Source organism: Sediminibacterium sp. FW305-C-61, assembly GCF_058231065.1.
The window spans coordinates 274,247-293,681 of sequence record NZ_JBIQXR010000005.1 but is presented as its reverse complement, the minus strand read 5'-3'; the positions used below and the strand labels follow the sequence as shown (position 1 = coordinate 293,681).

The following is a 19,435-nucleotide window of genomic DNA, read 5'->3' as shown; positions in this document are numbered from 1 at the left end:
AAGTCAAAAGCCGTTTAGTATTCAAATGTAAGATAGTAAGTGGCAATGAAATCTAATGACATAGGGTTATTTGCTTAAAAAAACCTGGTTAAAATAGTTTCCGATTTGTTGTCCTTGTTTTTGTCCATTTATTACTGCAGAACGATAATGTATGCCGCCATACATACGACTCATACTTACTTCATAAGATGCTGCTTCCAGTGATGAGAAACTTCTTTCAAGTCCAAGGTATTTAAGTTCCGTAGTATCATGAAAAGCAGTACTCTTCCCAAATATTGCCGACAAAACAGTGGCAGCGGCAGCAGATATTACACTATGTCCACTGGTATATTCCGGAAAAGGTGGGGTTTGCAATAAAGTGTTCCATTCAGAAGCTATATGTTCCCTGATAACGGTAACAGGTCTTACTGTTTTGCTGGAGTATTTTTCTTCCCAGGTAGAAATAAAGGCATCAAAAACGGCTGCTGACGCAAGCGCATAAGCTTGTGCTATAACCAATTCCGGCTTGTTGGATTGCTTGCCCAGAATACCAATAATACCCATCCAGTGACCAACAGGGGTAGTTTTTTTGTTGCCATACATTAAGTGGCCTTTATGTTCAGACACGAAAGGGTTATCATCCCAATATTTAGCAATTAGTTTTTGTTCATCGGTTAAGGTTTTACTCATATTATATACTTCAAGCAATTCTTTATAATACTGACTTGATGGATCGAGACTAAAAGCTGGAGGTCTTACTGGTTTAAACTGCGAAGCAGAATCCATCAGAAGGGGTTTAATATATTGCCAGTTTGGTTCAACTGCTTCTTCATAATCAGGTGGTGTTTGTTGCCATATGCCTGTTTCTTTCAATACACTAAACTTGGGCATTCCACGGGTTAGCTTATATCCATCATTTCCTGCACGCTCCAATATTACACCCGCCACTTCTTCACCCCAGGCAATAGATCTTGTTTTTATTGCATCAGCTATATTTTCAAAATTAACCAGTAATTGTTCCCTGCTTTTTTGGATACTGTCTTTAGAAAATACCAATGCCTCAGCTACTTTCATAAATGCAATCACCGCAGAAAGCCGAAAATCATACAATGCATTAGTGTCCTTTAATATTGGTTGTCTGAATCCTTTTAGAGAGGGCAGCATACTTTTATAGGCTTTGTCTGACGGACAAAGTGCTTCATAATACGCAATATTACTGTAGGCGTACATGCGACTAGCAACCGGAGGATTTACAATATCATAAACTATTGCATCGGTGAGTTGTTGCTCACAATCGTATTGTAAAGGGGCGCCTGAATAAATAGTTTCATTGTTGCCTGATTTGCAGCTATATAATAAGCAGCAAAACATGCTCAATGAGCATATTCTTCTACTGATAAAACGTTTCATAGGTTTAGGGTTTAATAGTTCTGCTGATTTTATTCCCTGAATAAATATCTACAGATGTAATTGTGTTGTTAATGGAAAGGAAACGAGCCGACTGAGACAGAAAGCCTTGTCCATAAGTATATTCTTCTTTTCTTTTCTGCCCATCTCTCAGGTGAACAATAGCGTAACTTTCATTTGCTGCTAATTTGGTATAGCTGCCTATAAAATTTTCAGCACGGAAAAGCTTTAATAAGTCGCGATTCTGTCCGGCAGCGATGGCCATTTTATCATTAACCAATAAGCTGACAAGAGATCTTCCGTTTGCCGGTGTATAGAATCCTGATTTGGCGATGGATAAACTATTGAACCCTTTCTTGCCATTATTCATAAGTACAAGTCCATTCAATGCATCATGTTTTCCAAGAAAAGGTGCCATGGCAAATTCATTGCCGGTTAAAGCAAGATCGATCCATCCATCACCATTCATATCTGTTGCTACGATGCCGTATACAGGTGCAAGCTGGGCTTCGGCAGGCAAACTGTGTATTTCAAAATTCAGGTTGCCTTTGTTTTCAATCCATGCATGTTGCAAATAGTTGGCACTTGCCTGATAAGCGTCTTTTATTACGGCTGCAGGAAATAGCTGGCTCATATCTGCTTTAGCATAGCTACTGTAATTTGGGAAACGTTCTTTCATCACATTCATTTCCCTTAGCAACATATCTCTTCCGGCAACTGGAAATTCTTTTAGTTCACCTCCGGTTTGTGCGGGAAGCCAATGACTGAATATGGCATCGAAACTGGTATTGTTGTCGAAATCTTTTCCATAAACTTTCAATGGGTATTGGTCTGAAGCTTTTAAGAATCCATTACTACCGTAATTCCCAGCTACATAATCCATATCACCGTCATTGTCTAAATCAGCAGCAACAATACTGTTCCACCAACCTTTGTATGCATCAAGTGCTGTAGTTGTTTTACGCAGTGAAGAACCTGTATTCTTAAGCAAGAGAATATTTCCCCAGTCGCTGGTAAGCAGTAAATCAATTTTTCCGTCATTGTCTGCATCAGACCAGACGGCCGAGGTGATCATGCCAATGTTTTGGAGATCAGGTGCAAACTTGCTGGTTACGTCGGTAAAGCTTATTTGTCCTTTTTTGGAATCATTGCGATAAATAAAACTACTGGTTGGTAATGGATATCTTCCTGGTATAACCCTTCCACCAATGAATAGATCTATATCCCCATCCTGGTCGTAATCTGCTCCTACTACACAACTTTTTGTTGCCCGGTTATTGGTAAATGATGTTGTTATTTCTGTAAAATTTCCTTTCCCGTCATTTTCATAAAAATGATCCATATAGGCTTTAGTCTGAGGTTGGTTTTCTGCACCACCGGAAACGATAAATATATCCAGGTCATTATCACTATCGGCATCTAATAGTATGATGCCTGCATCATCCTGGTATTGCGGTACATCAGAACCAGGTAATTTCTTTCGTGTGAATTTTCCCGCAGAAGATTGCATGAAAATACTGGCATGGAAAGGAGATCCACCACCGCAGACGATATCGTCGAGCCCATCACCATTAACATCACCTACAGCCAGCGAAGGTCCATATTGGGTGAGTTTATGTGGTAGTAAACGTTGAATATCAAAGTCTATAAAATCAACTTCTGAAAATCCATAGTTGATACCAGCAGCCGCGGTAATATCCAACCATGCTGAACCGTGGTTTTCAGTAACTGATGTAATAGTGTCTCGATATGCATTCGCAGCATTAAAAAATAAAGTAGTATTGGTTGAAAGGTTTTTCTTTATTTCCTGTCTGCCATCCGGCCATACTACTTTAATTGAATCGATCTTGTCAGTTTTGCCTAATCCAAAATGAATGGTTTGATCAACCGTTGATAAGTAACCCCTGTAAGGTGAATGTTCAATCGATTGGTGCCCACGTGGTGTATATACATGTACCTTGGTGCCAAAACCTGCGATATTCTGCGTCGTTCCTTGTAGCCCTATCCTTACATAATTTGATTTTTCTTTTTGGTCCTGCTCTTTATTCTCAAGTAAGGTAGCAGGCATATTGGTATTGTTGATCACAATATCGAGATCGCCATCATTATCTAAATCAGTATAGGCCATCCCAGCAGAAAAAGTCGGAAAATTAACGCCCCATTCTTTCGTTCTGTCAATAAAATGTAAATCGCCATTGTTTTGAAAAATATAGTTACTGATTTTAACTATTGGTAATTGCTTAAGAACTTCTTCAAAAGGGGCGTTAGCAACTGCGTTATCCCTGTACGACATAAAATCTTTATCCGACATGTCTTTTGGCAATCCATTGCTTACAAAAAGATCTCTCCAGCCATCATTATTCGCATCGAACAATAAAGGGGCCCAACTCCAGTCGGTGTTAGCTACTCCACTGAAATAGGCAATATCACTAAATGCTGGTCGCTGGATACTGTCATATCCCGACGGAAGCATTCCCTGGTTTAATTGAAGCGTATTACGAGGGTATTGATAAATGTAACCAAAGCGATCGCTGTTTTGAAAAGTCTGGTAGCTGATATCGTTATGCATCATTTTTTGTCTGTAGTTATCTGCCGGCATCATATCTGTTTCAATAATATCTGCAAGACCATCATTGTTTATGTCTGCTATATCATTGCCCATTGCATTTCTACTGGTATGTTTAAAATAGGCAGCACACTGATCTGAAAATGTGCCGTTCTTATTATTGATGTACAGTATATTATTTGACAAGTAATCGTTACTGACGTAGATATCTTTCCAACCATCATTATTAATATCTGCGATGCTTACACCAAGTCCATGACCTTCAATAAGTATTCCTGCTTTTGCAGATACATCTTTGTAAACAGGATGTTGTAGTGATGAGTCAAAATTATTTTCAAGTAGCTTGTCTGTATTCGGCCAAGTGCCATTTTTTCTTATTGGTCGGAATTCATTTGGGTAAGTGCCATCAAGATCGTTTACTAATAGGTACACATCAAGGTCGCCATCATTATCGTAATCGAAAAACGCAGCCATATGTGTGTTTGAAGCATCATCTAATCCATAAGCTGCCGCTGATTCTTTGAAGATGGGGATGCCTGTTTTTTTATCTATGCCCTGGTTCACATAGAGTAGGTTTTTTCTTTGGGTGCTATCTGTTAGTACAGCAGCGCATACGTAAATATCTTTCCATCCGTCATTGTTAATATCAATCACACTAACACCTTTGCACCATTTGCCATTTCCTCCAACACCTGCCTGATCGGTGATATCTTCGAATACCAGTTTGCCTTTGTTGAGGAAAAGTTTATTCGATGATCTGTTCGCGGTAAAATAAATGTCCGGTAAACTATCGTTGTTAAAATCTCCAATACCAACACCTCCGCCATTATAAATGTATTCGTAGTTCAATACATTTAGTTCAGGCGTTTCAGTAATAAGATTGTTGAATTTGAGTCCCGATTTTTCTGGGTCAATTTCCCGGAAAAGGGTATTCGATTGCTTGCATGACAATACCATCATGCAAACGATTGCGGCAAGCATTATGTGCTTCATACAGGGTTTTAGATTAAATTTGAGCTAGCTCAAGTACTTCTAAAATACGCATTATGAAACGATTGCCGCTTATTTATGTCCTATTTTTTTTGTTTGTTTTTACTGCAGCAAATGCCCAGGACCCCTGGAAACTTTCTGTACCATCAGTAAGTACTGCGAACTACTACGGTGTAACAGTAGCTAATGGAATGATTGGAATTGTTTCTTCACCAGAACCCTTCAAAGTAAAAGAAGTAGTGTTGGCTGGAGCATATGACCAGTATGGCCGTGGCAGGGTAAGTAATTTTCTGCGAAGCTTTAACCTGTTGAATATGCAATTGGGAATTGACGGACGTAATATCGGTTCAGCAGATGTGAAGAATATGAAACAGGAGCTGGATATGAAGCAGGCGTCTTTTACCTGTTCCTTTGATTATGGCGATAAAGCAACTATAACATATACTTACTATTCTTTACGTCATCTTCCTTTTACCGTATTGATGGATGTATCAGTTACAGCTAAAAAAGATATTCTCGTTAATGCAGCCAGTGTAATGGAAGCGCCGGATGCATTAAAAGATGTGCAAAATTATTATAATGAAATCGATCGCCCGCATGTAACCATTAGCCTGCTTACATCTTCAGCGAAAAGTCCAACAGGAAAATTATTGATGTGTGCATCCAATACATTCCTGTTTTCAGAACATCATGGATCAGAACCAAGGGTCATTCATGAAATGTGGGATAATAACATGCACCTCATGAAATTCAATAAGAACCTGAAAGCGGGAACTACTTATCGGTTTTCTATTGCAGGATCTTCTATAACCAGTGCTCACCACGATGATGCCTTGAATGAAGCAGAACGTATGACCATTTTTGCAAAACTGGAAGGCAGGGATCGATTATTGTCATTTCATACCAAAGCATGGAATGAATTATGGAAAAGTGATATACAGATTGAAGGTGATGCACAGGCGCAACAAGATGTGCACAGCATGATGTATCATCTCTATTCTTTCGTAAGAGAAGGTACTGATAATAGTCCATCTCCAATGGGATTAAGCGGATTGGGTTATAATGGTCATGTATTCTGGGACACAGAATTATGGATGTATCCTGCATTGCTGGTATTGCAACCGGGTATGGCAAAAAGTATGGTAGAATATCGTTTCAACAGACTTGCTGCTGCAAAAAGAAATGCGTTTAGTCATGGTTATAAAGGAGCCATGTTTCCATGGGAGAGTGCTGCAACAGGTGTAGAAGAAACACCGGTATGGGCATTGAGTGGTCCTTTTGAACATCATATAACTGCCTGCGTAGGTATTGCGGCGTGGAATTACTATTGTGTTACGCAAGACAAAGAATGGTTAAAAGAAAGAGGTTGGCCCATATTAAAAGAAACAGCTGATTTCTGGGCAAGCAGGGTAGAGAGAAATGGTCCCGGTAAATATGATATTAAAAATGTAGTGGCAGCAGATGAGTGGGCTGAGAATGTAGACAATAATGCATGGACAAATGCCGCAGCAAAAGCTGTATTAAATTATGCAACGGAAGCTGCTGTTTTGGTAGGTGCCAAAGCAGATGCCGATTGGTTGCATGTGGCACAAAATATTCCCATCCTTAAAATGGAAAACGGTGTAACAAGGGAACACGCCACCTATAAGGGAGAGGGCATTAAGCAGGGAGATGTTAACCTGTTGGCCTATCCGTTAAAAGAAGTAAGAGATCCTAAAGAAGTGCTGAAAGACCTCGAGTATTATGAAACACGTGTACCCAATGAGGGAACACCGGCTATGACTCATGCAATTTTTACGCTCCTGTATGCCAGGCTGGGTAATGCAGATAAAGCCCTGAAGTTTTTCAAAGAGTCTTATGAGCCCAACCTGAATCCGCCATTCAGGGTGATAGCTGAAACCAAAGGGGGCACCAATCCCTATTTTGCCACTGGCGCAGGCGGTATTTTACAAAGTGTAATGATGGGTTTTGGCGGAATAGATATTGGTTCTAAAGGAATTACACAGATAAAATCGGTGCTCCCTAAACATTGGAAAAAACTAACATTAACAGGTATTGGGCCCGATAAAAAAACCTTTATTGTTCAATAAAATTATTTATTTTTAATTGCTTGAAACGACTTGCCACGATAGTATCCCTCTGTTTACTACTGTTTAGCCTTGGTGGCTATAGACTCTTATTAGGATATATGGAGTCGGCTTCTGATAAGGCTTTTCAGGCCAGTCTGAATGATGATATCTATGATGAGGCCATGTTGCTTCATATTAAAGTTCCCGCCAGCACACCTTATGGATCTAACTCATTACAGTATGAAAATGCGACCGGTGAGGTAGATATTAACGGGGTAACTTATCATTTTGTAAAGAGACGTTTTTATAAAGATTCACTTGAATTATTGTGCGTACCCAATATCCAGAAAATCGGTATCCGTAATGCACGGGACGATTTTTTCCGGTTAGCGGGTGATTATAATGCAGGGAACAATACACAGAAGTCTTCTAATCAGCATACGGTTCTTAAATTCTCAATGTCAGACTTTACCGGGGATCATTCTTTTTCCTGGCAGTTTAGGGATGTTGCCTCGCAACAAGTTCATATTGTGAAGCAGGAATCGGCTTATCTGTCTGATTATACCAACCGCTTAGAGCGCCCACCACAGGCTTAATGCTGGTTCATTAAGCAATTTTCTTTTTATCTGAATTATTGAATTTCATTAAGCTTTTTTATGAGAAAACTCCTGTTGGGGCTCGTATTGATTACCTGTATACAAGCATGTAAGCAATCGACTGACTATAAAACTTTTTTGCATAATCCTGTTTTGTTTAGTCAAACCGTACATGAATTAAATACGGTTGTAATGGGGAATAATTTTCCTCCAATGGTTGCATCACGCAATTATGCCTATGCCGCCATTGCTGCGTATGAAATAGTAGCAGCAGCATATCCTGACAAATACCATTCATTGGGGGGGCAATTGATTGGGTTACCCAAGATTGCAACGCCTGCTATTACTGCTGAAATGGATGTAGAATTGGCCACTTTAATGGCTTATATGAAAGTAGGCGAATCTGTTACATTTCCGGAAGGCAGTATGAAACTATATGAAGACAGTATTCTGCAAATAGCACGAGAAAAAGGATTGAGCGAGCAGGTAGAAACAGCATCGCGAATGCTGGCCGATAGTATCGGTGTACAAATTATCCGCTGGAGTAAAAAAGATAATTACCTGGAAACAAGAGGTGCAGAAAAGTATGCGGTGAAAAAAATACCCGGGCGTTGGGTACCAACACCACCTATGTATGCATCAGCAGCAGAACCACACTGGGCCGAAATAAGACCCATGGTGATTGATAGCGCAAGTATATTTGATCCACCACCTCCACCAGCTTTCAACATTACAGATAAAAAGAGCAAGTATTATCAGGAAGTAATGGCAATAAAAAATGCCATCGACAGTTTAACACCTGAACAAAAACACATGGCCGAATTCTGGGATGATAATCCCTTCAAAATGAATGTAACAGGTCATGTAATGTTTGGCAGCAAAAAGTTCTCTCCTCCCGGCCACTGGATGAGCATTGCAGGCATAGCGGCACAAAAAGCAAATGCCGACTTTGCAACACATGTTTATGCAGTTGCCAAAACATCAATAGCTTTATTTGATGCGTTTATACAGTCGTGGTATGTAAAATATAAATACAATACCGTAAGACCAGAAACCGTGATCAATGAGTACATTGATGCTAACTGGAGACCTTATTTGCAAACGCCTGCTTTTCCTGAGTATACCTGCGGACATTCCACTATTTCCTCTGCCGCTGCCGAAGCACTTACCAGTGTATTTGGCGATAATTTCTCTTATACCGATTCCACAGAACTTGAATTTGGTATTCCGAACAGAAGCTTTAGTTCATTCAGGGCTGCTGCGGAAGAGAATAACTGGGCAAGATTTTATGGTGGCATTCACTACCACAATTCATGTATCATCAGCACCGATTATGGTCAGCGCGTTGGACAAATGGTTGTAGACCGTTTGAAAATGAAAAAATAAGCAACGCCGTTGCTGGTCGCCGACTTACACAAATGCAGATAATGCAGTCAACATAGGAACCAGTGTTGATCAAAACAATCAATTGAATAATTGAACGTAAGATAAGGCATGCCTTATTGAAAATTTAACAATCAACACCTAACTGTAAGAAACCTAACTAATACTAACATGAAAAAAATTATATTAATACTAACTACTTTCTTATTTATTCAATCCCAATCGAATGCGCAAGGTTGCGTAGCCATACGTAGTGTAGGTGGTATGTGCACCATCGATCATTTATTTCAAGATACACTGCAATCAAAATGGAGCTTTAATGTTAACACACGTTACTTTAATTCTTTCCGTCATTTTGTTGGAACCGTAGAACAAAAGCAACGTATTGCAAACAATACACAGGTAATTAACCATAGTTTTTCTACTGACCTTAGTTTTACCCGTTTCCTGAACAACAGATGGTCTATTTCATTTGGTATTCCTGTTATTTCAAATACACGTACTTCTCTGTATGAGCACGGTGGGGCTTCGCGTCACATGACCAGTTCATTTGGTTTAGGCGATGCCCGTGTTACCGCTTATTACTGGCTAACCAACCCTGCGAAAGCTAAGAAATTCAGCCTGCAGGCTGGTTTGGGTATTAAATTACCAACCGGCGATTATAAAGTACAAGACCATTTTTATACCAATTCCGGATCTAAAGTTTTAGGTCCTGTTGACCAATCTATTCAATTAGGTGATGGGGGTACCGGGTTTACTTTAGAATTAAATGCACAGCAAGTCGTTACAAGGAATGTTAGTTTGTATGGTACTTTTTATTACCTCCTTAATCCTCGCGAACACAATGGTGTGTCAACTGCAAGAGGGGGCAATCCATCTACTACAGCACTACTCTATGGTAGTGATGTAATGAGTGTGCCAGATCAGTATATGATTCGTTTTGGTGCAAACTTTACTTTTAACAAGTTTACATTTTCTGCCGGTTATAGAAACGAATGTGTACCTGCTTCTGATTTAATCGGAGGTAGCTATGGTTTCCGCAGACCGGGATATGTAAATTCTATTGAGCCGGGCGTTACTTATTCCCTGAAAAAAATGAACCTCTATGCTTATGTGCCTGTGGCAATAGTTAGAAGCCGCACACAAAGCTATGCAGACAAGCAAAGAACCAATATCACTGGTGTTTATGCACAAGGAGACGCTGCTTTTGCTGACTTAGCGGTGAATATTGGAATGAGTTTAAGATTCTAGTATTTATTTTTTCAGCACCACTCTCTTTTAACTGTTAAGCGCTAGTACCTAGAAGCGCTTAACCATCGTATTTATTATCGACAAAACTAACCGACTATGCAAAAGATAAAATCGGGCTTATGCCGTATGGCTGGTCTGCTGGTAATAATCTTTTCATCATACACGACATCACTTTCACAAACGGATATAGATGGTATTATGATGGCAAAAAATAATTACTGCTCTGGTATCATGTATAACTATAGTAGCTGGGATCAATACTGGGAAGGAACACTCAAAAGAAATAACCTGAACCTTGGTACGGTATCAACTAGTATGATTGCCTATATGGGTAATTACGGAATATCTGATAAATTGAATATATTGTTTGGTTTACCCTATATAAAGACAAAAGCAACAGCAGGTACACTCAGAGGGATGAGCGGATTGCAGGACTTATCACTCTGGGTAAAATGGATGCCATATGAAAAGGAGTTTGGGAAAAGTACTCTTTCATTTTATACCATTGGTGGCGTTTCCTTACCGGTATCGGATTATACTCCTGACTTTTTGCCGATGTCAATTGGCTTAAGAAGTAAAACCATATCCTTGCGTGGTATGGTCGATTACCAGTATGGAAGCTGGTTTGCTACTGCTTCTGCAACTTATGTGATACGCAATAAAATAACACTCGACAGGGATTCGTATTACACAACAGAACTACACAATACTAATGAAGTGGCTATGCCGGATGCATCATCTATCAATGTGCGAGCAGGATACCGAACCGGCAGAATGATAGCTGAAGCTGTATGGAACAAATGGACCACGCTCGGAGGTTTTGATATTACGCGAAATAACATGCCCTTTATAAGCAATAGAATGAATGCAAGCATGCTGGGTATTAACCTCAAATATAACCTGAAAGCTGTAGAAGGCTTGTCGCTGATAGCTAATGGTAATATCACTTTAAGTGGAAGAAATATGGGACAGGCATCAACAATAGCAGGCGGTGCCTTTTACATTATTGATTTCTCACCTAAGAAGAAAAAAGAAAAAACATCAGCCACCGATAAAAAATAAGCCATGAAAAAAACACTTACTATATGTTTATTGGCAACAACTATATTGGTGCAGATGTCATGCTCCAAAAATGTTCCCAATACAACTGATGATGCACCAATGTTGGCGCCAACAAAAACAGATATTGATGCAGGTATCTGGAAACCTATTTTATTAACCGGTCCAACGGAGTTTCCCGTGGCAGCACCAGCAGCCGTTAGTTCTGTTGGTTATATCGCAGAGTTAAATGAAGTAAAGGGATACCAGCGTGATCTTACAGCAGAGCAGGAAGCCACAATTAAATATTGGGGGGCTGGCGGTGTACTCAGATGGAACGAACTGATGCGTCAGCTTGTATCAAAATATAACCTGCCACCTTACCAGAATCCTGATGGTACTTATCCGTTTCCAAGTGCCAATAACCCATTTGCTTATCCTTTGTTTCCTTTTGCCAATCCGCCTTATGCTGCAAGGGCCTACGCTTATATCAGTGCAGCTCAGTACGATGCATTGGTGGCGGCCTGGCATTACAAGAAATTGTATAACAGGGCCGCACCTTATAAAACAGATGCCAATATCAAACCAAAATTACCACAATCAGATCTGCCAAGTTATCCATCAGAAGATGCGGTGCTGGCAGGTGTAACGTCAGAGATGATGAAACTTTTTTTCCCCGGAGAGATAGCTTTTATACAGAAAAAAGCTGAAGAACAGATGCTGTCGAAACTGATGGCAGGTACTGCTACCAGAAGCGATATTGAAGCAGGCGAAGCATTAGGTAGATTGGTAGCGCAAAAATTCATTGCGCGTGGCAGAGCCGACAGGGCAGGAGCATCAGCAGGTACTCCAACTGATTGGGCCTTATTTGAAACTCAAACCATAGCCCGTGGTGAAATACCATGGATCAGTCTTGAAACACCTAAGCGTCCACCTATGTTGCCGCTGTTTGGAAAAGTAAGACCCTTCCTTTTCGATGAAACGGTAACACCAACACTGCGTCCTGCACCTCCACCTTCTACTTCCAGTGAACAAATGAAAAAAGAAACGGCAGAGATATTTGATTTTGTAAACAATACCAATCCAGAGCGTATCCGTATTACGCATGTCTGGGCCGATGGTATAGCTACACCAACACCTCCGGGTCACTGGGGCGCAATAGCTGATGCTGATTTTATCAAACAAAAATTTAGTGAAGTTCGTTGGGCAAGAAATATGGCACTGCTGAATATGTCACTGATGGATGCTGCGATCGTATGCTGGGATACAAAGTTCTTTTATTTCAATCCACGTCCATCCCAGTTAAATCCTGCCATTAAAACCATTACCGGCTTACCCAATTTCCCTTCCTATATTTCAGGTCACTCTACTTTTAGTGCTGCAGCAGCCACTATCCTGAGCTATATTGTTCCTTCAAGGGCAAAAGCTTATGATGAAATGGCATTAGAAGCTTCTGTGTCACGTATGTATGGGGGCATACATTATAGAAGTGATTGTGATAAAGGTTTGGAAACAGGCAAGAAGGTAGCAGCCTACGCAGTACTTCGGGCACAAACTGATGGGGCTGATTAGGTGTTAGCTATTAGGTATTAGCTGTTAAGTTTTACACTAATAGCTAATACCTAATTAATAGCTAACCCCTTCCATCAGGCAGAAACTATAAGGCTCAATGATCAGGTATTCGTGATCCGGGCCAAGGCTGATACGCTTTTCGTTCCAATGATCGTAGAGATTATTGATACCATAGCCCTGTTCCTTAAAGGCATACCAGGTTAGATAAGCAGGTTTATTGCTAAAATTGAAAAGACAATACAAATACGCTTCTTCGATTGTTCGAATAAAACCAGCCACATGAATATTGTGTGGCGTCATCCAACGGATATTTTTATAATCACTTACGGCAGGTACTTGTTTACGAAGTTTTAATAAGCGTTGTGTGCCGCTGAAAATACGATGTTCTACTGTGCCCGGTACTTTTGTTTTTTCATTTTTGGTCCAATCAATAACCGGCCGATGCATCCAACGGTTATCATAACTTTTTCCTTCATCATTCAGATAACTGTAATCGTTGGTATAGGCAGCTTCATCGCCATAGAACAACATCGGTATACCACCTATAAAAATACTTTGTGCCTGCATAAGAAGTATTTTTTTGATAGCCGTATCAATTGCCGATTGATTATTCGCTGCGATAGCTTTTTCAAGTCCACATAAAGAGGCAAGTGAACCACTGATACGTGCGTCCTGTGTCTTTGGATTTACCGAAAACAATGCACCAGATGCAGTACTGCCAGGATGTGTACCTGAATAATAATCTTTCAGGAACTTACGGTGTTCATAAGCATTAAAACCGGCAGCAGCAATCATGCTATCGTCGTATCCAAGTCCAATGTCATCATGACAACGGGTATAACTGATCCAGGTACAACCAAAAGGCTTTTGTAGTAATTCATGTTGGGCAGCAAGCATTACGCGTGTATCACCTGTTGCAAGTGCATCCCATTGCAACGCCATTTGTGTGGCATTATAAGCTACATCACATTCACGGGCGGTATAAATACCAGTACCAAAATACTTCATGATCTCGTTTGGTGCAACAATAGCTTCACCCAATAAAGCCATACCCGGTGTAGCAATATCAACCGATTGACGTATCAGTCGCAACAGTGTATGTGCTTCAGGTAAATTCTGACAGGTAGTACCTATTTGTTTCCAGATAAAGGCAGGAGCATCAATGCGTAAAATGTCAACACCCAGGTTTGCATAGAAAAATATGGTATCAAGCATATCAACTAATACCGCAGGATTAGTGTAATTAAGATCCCACTGGTAGTTATGAAACACTGTCATCACCCATTTACCTGCCTCCTTGTTCCAGGTAAAACTACCGGGGGCCGACTCAGGAAATATTTCCGGCATCGTGGTTTCGAGCTGGTCAGGAATGGTGCGGTCGTAGTACATGTAAAAGTAATCCTGGTAAACAGGATCTCCTTTTTTAGCCAGCTTCGCCCAATGGTGGTGGTGTGAAGTATGATTGAGTACAATATCTAACATCAGATACATGCTTTTATCCTGCATGTTTTTTTGCACCAGTTTTAAATCTTCAAGCGTACCAAAACGCTCATCTACTTTTCTGAAATCAGATACTGCATAACCGCCGTCACTTTCACCTGCCGGACTCTCAAAAATCGGCATCAGATGAAGAAAATTAATACCAAGTGTTTCAAGATATGGTAAGCGTGATGGTAATTCTTTTAGTGTTCCGCAGAATCGATCAACATATAAACTCATGCCATTGATCTCGTTACTAAGAAACCAGTTGCCTTTATTAGCTTTCTCTACATCCCGTTCGCGCAAAGCTTTGCTGCGTTGTTGGTGTGCTTTAACCAGTGTTTCCAGTAATTTGTTAAACATCGTTTCACCAGCAGGGTGACTTTTATAAATCGACTGGTATAAGCTATCCACAGCAAAGGCATTGGCTGATAACCTGGTATAAAAATGCAGGTCATCACCCGTCATTGAAAGCCCCAGCTCTTCGCAGATCTGGGTAATTTTTTTATGGAGAGGGAAGTGGTACATCTGAGCTTCTTGCTGCTAGCTACTAGCTACTAGCAGTGGTTTAATTATTATGATAAAATTACTAGCGGCTAGCAGCTAGTGGCAAATAGCTTATTCAAAAATGCTGCTACTCAAATGCTTAAACGCTTCCATGGCCCCAAGGTATTCGCAAGTTCGGGCACCGGCTTTGTTGGCATTGAGAATGATATGTTTCCATTCATCAGCAGATAGTTGAAGGATCTGTTCTAATGTTTTTTTATGTAATTGAAATAATACGGCTCCTACAAATGCATCACCTGCACCAGTAGTATCTACAGGTTTAACAGCAATACTTGGAACATTAAACGTATTCCCTTTATAGCCCAACAGGGTTCCTTCTTTGCCTAAGGTGATGGTGAATACGGCGTTTGTTTTCTCCAATAATATTGAAGCTGCATCTGCTATGGCATGAGCACCTGTAATAAGCATGGCTTCTTCGTCACTCAGTTTAAAAAAATGGCAAGACTGAAGAAAATTCCACGACTGATCGATGAATGTTTGTGTATCGTTAGGAAAAAGGAGGTGACGATAATTCGGATCAAAGCTGATGAAAATATGATTCTGTAATAAGGCTTTCTGCAACATGCTTTGATAGGCTGCCTGAAGGGGTCCAGGAAGAAAGCCGGTTGCAGATCCAAAGTGAATAATACTAATATCATCAAGCGGAATAGCATCGGTTTCATCACGTGAAAGTTGTCCATCCGCACCACGATTAAACACAAAATCGCGTTCGCCATCTTCCATCAGAGATACAAAAGCGAAAGTGGTAAAAGCTTGTTGGTCTTGCAGCATCCAACGTGTAGATACACCAAATTCCTGCATCACTTCAATTAATTGTTTGCCAAATGGGTCGTTACCCACTTTAGCGGCGAGCTCTACTTCAGCACCTAAAGCAGCTATGGCAGCCGCGACATTAGTAGGTGCTCCACCTGTTTTCTTAAGGAAATGCTGCCCCTTCGATAAGCTGCTACCCTTATCGGTACAAATCATATCTATGAGCGCTTCCCCAATGCAAAGTATTTTCATTGTAGTCGTGAATTGTGAATGGTCAATGGTTAATAGTAAGTAGTCAGTGATGAGTTTACTCATTAAAATCACTCTTTCTTACTAACCCTCATTTTCAAATTTTCAAATTCCCAAATTTTCAAATTTCAATGCCCTCCCCCCGCTGGCATTTCCACTTCCTCTTCTGATTTTGCAACATTCATTCGCATGGTTGCAAAGGCAGCAACCAGTAAAAGTCCACCTGCAAATGTGATGGCATTAGCAGGATTGCTGTTGAGGAAGGTTTTATAGATATAACCAAAGGAAAGGGTTTGTATGATCATAGGCACCACAATCATCATATTAATGATTCCCATATACACTCCGTATTTTTCTTTCGGGATACTACCAACTACCATAATGTATGGTACCCCCATCATACTTGCCCATGCAATACCAAATCCAATCATAGGAGCAAAGAGGTAGTATTTGTTTTCTATATGAGGAAGTATAAACAATGATATAGATGCAAGGATGAGACAGATAATATGCACTTGTTTAGCACCAAATTTTTTCGCCATCCATACGAGTCCAAAAGCGGAAAGAAAAGTAATGATGTTATAAAAACCGTTTACCAGTCCGGTCCACCCTACTGCTTCTTCATATAAATGCTGATTGGTTTCAGCAGTGGTATGCCATACAGATTGAGCGATGCTGTGCGATATAAACTGCCAGTAACAGAACATGGCATACCATTGAAACAGGTAAACCAGCCCCAGTTGCCACAAAGTTTTTGGCATGTGAACGATAGATGAAAATATTTCCTTAAAAGGCGTGAGGAAACCTTTGTGTTCTGCACGTAATGCTGCCAGCTCTGCTTCAGTAGGAGGTATCTCAGGTGTTTTAATAACCGACCAGGCAACAGATGCAATAGAACAAACAGCACCGACAAAAAAGGATCCATATACCCAATAAGGAATACCCGGTTCTCCCGTGGAAGTGGTTGACTGACCAGTTATTACTTTTTGGAAAAAGAATAGTGACAGATTGGCGAGTGTAATGCCTAGTCCAGTAAAAAAGCTTTGTGTCAGAAAACCCATAGCACGTTGACTCGCAGGTAATTTATCTGCGATAAAAGCACGATAAGGTTCCATAGCAGTATTATTTGCTGCATCAAGTATCCATAATAAACCTACAGCCATCCATAGTGCGCGACTGAAAGGAAAGGCAAATAAACAGAGACTACAAAAAATAGCCCCAATCAGAAAATAGGGTTTACGACGTCCCCAGCGAGGGTGCCAGGTTTTATCGCTCAGTGCTCCGATAATGGGTTGAATCAATAAGCCTGTCATCGGACCTGCAAGATTTAATAAGGGAAGATCTTCCGGCCGGGCATCTAAAAAACTATACAGTGGGTTAACAGCAGTTTGTTGTAATCCAAAACTGTATTGAATGCCAAAGAAACCAACATTCATGTTGATGATCTGCCAGAAACTCAGTTTGGGTTTGGTAAATGACATGACAAGCAATTAGGTGTGTCTTGTAAGATAATAGCTTTCATGCAGCGTTGTAGCAGGGAAGAGGAGATATTTTTTTCGAAAACGTTTGCAGGGAGAAAAAATAACGCTGAAAGCGTGAAAGTGGAATATTTACTGAGGAGAGCGCAGGAAAATTTGAAACAATGAAAGAAAAAAGAATAGATGCAATCGCTAATTTTTTCGCATCGCTTTAATCATTCGGTCGGTGCGTTTATCTGCCCTTGCATTTTGCAGGGAAATAACTGCCCAGATGGCTGCGGGAATCCAGCCGATTAATGTGATCTGCAAAATCAAGCAGATGATTGCCGTTAATATCTTTCCTCTTAACAGAAAAGACAAGGACGGAATAAGTATAGCGATCAATGTCATTGGATAGCGTTATTCTGCTAAAATTAAGCAAATTAGTTGTTGAATACATTGATGGTATGCTCTGCCTGCTTCACCCGCTCTTATTGTTTTTGTAACACCGCCGTTAAAGAATCATATTCTTTCTGAAGCTGAATAAGTGTTGCATTTTTTTTATTACCAGCCGCTACCAAAGCATTGGCTATTTCCAGTTGTTTTGCTGAACTGGTATCGACTTTCTTTATTTTATCTAAACTATCTGCCTGTTTAAAATATTGTTGTTTCACCAGTTTCATTTCCTCTTGAATGGCTGCCTGCCTTTTTGTAATATTATTAGTTTTGTTTTCACAGGCAAACAATAAATTAATGAGTAGTACAAAGAGGAAACGCATCGATATATATTTTATCGGGTATGTAATACTAGGTATAGGCAAATGTCTCCATAATTCGAACCACTATTGATAATTTTTTATGATCGGTAGGTGTCAGAAAATATACATTCAGGCTTTATTTTTACAAGTACTTCCTTTATCCAGAGGAGAACAAGTTTTTATTTCAGTTCAGACAATATTAGTTTTTTCTGTTTGAGTGTATTCTTCATGGCTTTTTCTCTTACCGAAGGATCATCACTGTGTATAAGATCGAAATATTCGGTGGGCACTACCTGCCATGATAACCCATATTTGTCTTTGCACCATCCGCATGAGCCTTCCTCGCCACCGTTTTTGGTAAGTGCGTCCCAGTAATAATCTGTTTCGGCCTGGTCTTTTGTATTAATTACAAAAGAAACGGACTCATTAAATTTAAAAAGGGGTCCTGCCGCCAATATGGTAAATTCCATACCTGCTATTTCAATCACAGCGGTTTCTATGCCAGCAGCATTTCCACTTTCGGTACTATCGAAGCGACGAAAGTCTTTCAGCTTACCATCTTTAAAAATGGACAGGTAATAATCTGCTACCCCTTTGGCATCTTTCTCTACCCAGAGATAGGGGGAAATTTTTTGTGTAATAGGATTCCGGCTTACAGTCGAGGTATCATGCATGCTTTTATAAACCTGGTCTGGCTGTTTCGAGTTTTTACAGCTACTGCCAAAACCGATTACTATTGCAGTAAGAATAATTAGTTTATACATTTTCTGTTTTTTAGCAGATTAAAAATGAACGGCCCATATCGTTTACCGTATGAGCCGCTTAACTAGATTTATGCTTGTCCTTTATGTCTTGGGTCAAAATCAACCATCCATTCTATGCCAAATTTATCCCTGAACATACCGAAATAGGAGCCCCATGGACTATCTGCTATGGGCATTTCTACTTCTCCACCCTGCGAGAGACCGGTGAATAGTTTATCAGCTTCTTCTTTACTTTCAGTACCAATCGAAATCTTACTTCGCGTTTCTCTTTCGTTGTGTTTTCCCAATTGTTCTGGGGTGTCGCTACCCATTAGTACATTGTGTTTGCCGATGGGCAGGGACACGTGCATAATTTTGTCGGCTTCTTTTTCATTGTTAGGGGCACCTTCAAAATGCATGTCTTTAAAACGTATGAGTGTAACAAATTCACCACCAAATACTGATTTGTAAAAGGTAAATGCTTCTTCCGCATTTCCATTAAAATGGAGGTAAGGGTTAATGCAAGCCATAATTGGTTATTTTAGGTTTTCTAATATACTTTTTGTTTGGCGATATTT

15 protein-coding genes are annotated in these 19,435 nt (G+C 40.1%); 6 read left to right on the top strand and 9 right to left on the bottom strand.

Annotated features, from left to right (window positions below):
* Positions 1-66: 66 nt before the first annotated feature.
* Together ACH30E_RS14355 and ACH30E_RS14350 are read right to left on the bottom strand one after the other, a co-directional pair.
* Positions 67-1,389, bottom strand: coding sequence for a vanadium-dependent haloperoxidase (locus tag ACH30E_RS14355; RefSeq protein ID WP_490825243.1), 1,323 nt, complete (start codon positions 1,387-1,389; stop codon positions 67-69).
* A 4-nt stretch (positions 1,390-1,393) separates the two neighbouring features.
* Entirely contained in the window at positions 1,394-4,945 is a 3,552-nt protein-coding gene (locus ACH30E_RS14350; protein WP_490825244.1) for a VCBS repeat-containing protein, read from the bottom strand.
* A 53-nt stretch (positions 4,946-4,998) separates the two neighbouring features.
* On the opposite strand from ACH30E_RS14350, the gene ACH30E_RS14345 reads away from it, so the two are divergent.
* The 6 genes from ACH30E_RS14345 to ACH30E_RS14320 all read left to right on the top strand — a co-directional run bounded on the left by ACH30E_RS14345 (position 4,999) and on the right by ACH30E_RS14320 (position 12,851).
* Positions 4,999-7,032: a kojibiose hydrolase gene (locus ACH30E_RS14345; protein WP_490825245.1), complete on the top strand. Its 2,034-nt coding sequence runs from the start codon at positions 4,999-5,001 to the stop codon at positions 7,030-7,032.
* 98 nt (positions 7,033-7,130) lie between these two features.
* Positions 7,131-7,607 carry a hypothetical protein gene (locus ACH30E_RS14340; protein ID WP_490825247.1) on the top strand — a complete coding sequence of 159 codons (477 nt, stop codon included), beginning with the start codon at positions 7,131-7,133 and terminating at the stop codon, positions 7,605-7,607.
* Between the two features lie 60 nt (positions 7,608-7,667).
* Positions 7,668-8,993: a vanadium-dependent haloperoxidase gene (locus tag ACH30E_RS14335; RefSeq protein ID WP_490825249.1), complete on the top strand. Its 1,326-nt coding sequence runs from the start codon at positions 7,668-7,670 to the stop codon at positions 8,991-8,993.
* A 168-nt stretch (positions 8,994-9,161) separates the two neighbouring features.
* Positions 9,162-10,241, top strand: a complete 1,080-nt coding sequence (locus ACH30E_RS14330) for a PorV/PorQ family protein (protein WP_490825251.1) — start codon at positions 9,162-9,164, stop codon at positions 10,239-10,241.
* Between the two features lie 96 nt (positions 10,242-10,337).
* Complete coding sequence (locus ACH30E_RS14325) at positions 10,338-11,303, top strand: hypothetical protein (protein WP_490825252.1); 966 nt, start codon at positions 10,338-10,340, stop codon at positions 11,301-11,303.
* A 3-nt stretch (positions 11,304-11,306) separates the two neighbouring features.
* Positions 11,307-12,851 carry a phosphatase PAP2 family protein gene (locus ACH30E_RS14320; RefSeq protein ID WP_490825253.1) on the top strand — a complete coding sequence of 515 codons (1,545 nt, stop codon included), beginning with the start codon at positions 11,307-11,309 and terminating at the stop codon, positions 12,849-12,851.
* Positions 12,852-12,905: 54 nt separating this feature from the next.
* Here ACH30E_RS14320 and ACH30E_RS14315 read toward each other — a convergent pair whose 3' ends face one another.
* The 7 genes from ACH30E_RS14315 to ACH30E_RS14285 all read right to left on the bottom strand — a co-directional run bounded on the left by ACH30E_RS14315 (position 12,906) and on the right by ACH30E_RS14285 (position 19,387).
* Positions 12,906-14,858 (bottom strand): amylosucrase, encoded by a 1,953-nt coding sequence (locus ACH30E_RS14315; protein WP_490825254.1) that lies wholly within the window; start codon positions 14,856-14,858, stop codon positions 12,906-12,908.
* 90 nt (positions 14,859-14,948) lie between these two features.
* On the bottom strand, positions 14,949-15,965 hold the full coding sequence (locus tag ACH30E_RS14310; RefSeq protein WP_490825256.1) for a carbohydrate kinase family protein: 1,017 nt from the start codon (positions 15,963-15,965) through the stop codon (positions 14,949-14,951).
* A 62-nt stretch (positions 15,966-16,027) separates the two neighbouring features.
* Entirely contained in the window at positions 16,028-17,380 is a 1,353-nt protein-coding gene (locus tag ACH30E_RS14305) for an MFS transporter (RefSeq protein WP_490825257.1), read from the bottom strand.
* Positions 17,381-17,569: 189 nt separating this feature from the next.
* The gene (locus tag ACH30E_RS14300) at positions 17,570-17,767 is read right to left on the bottom strand and encodes a YqaE/Pmp3 family membrane protein (protein ID WP_294990014.1); all 198 of its coding nucleotides are present in this window, start codon (positions 17,765-17,767) and stop codon (positions 17,570-17,572) included.
* Between the two features lie 80 nt (positions 17,768-17,847).
* On the bottom strand, positions 17,848-18,135 hold the full coding sequence (locus ACH30E_RS14295) for a hypothetical protein (RefSeq protein ID WP_490825258.1): 288 nt from the start codon (positions 18,133-18,135) through the stop codon (positions 17,848-17,850).
* A gap of 158 nt (positions 18,136-18,293) precedes the next feature.
* Complete coding sequence (locus tag ACH30E_RS14290) at positions 18,294-18,878, bottom strand: VOC family protein (RefSeq protein ID WP_490825260.1); 585 nt, start codon at positions 18,876-18,878, stop codon at positions 18,294-18,296.
* Positions 18,879-18,946: 68 nt separating this feature from the next.
* Positions 18,947-19,387 carry a VOC family protein gene (locus tag ACH30E_RS14285; RefSeq protein ID WP_490825261.1) on the bottom strand — a complete coding sequence of 147 codons (441 nt, stop codon included), beginning with the start codon at positions 19,385-19,387 and terminating at the stop codon, positions 18,947-18,949.
* Positions 19,388-19,435: the final 48 nt, after the last annotated feature.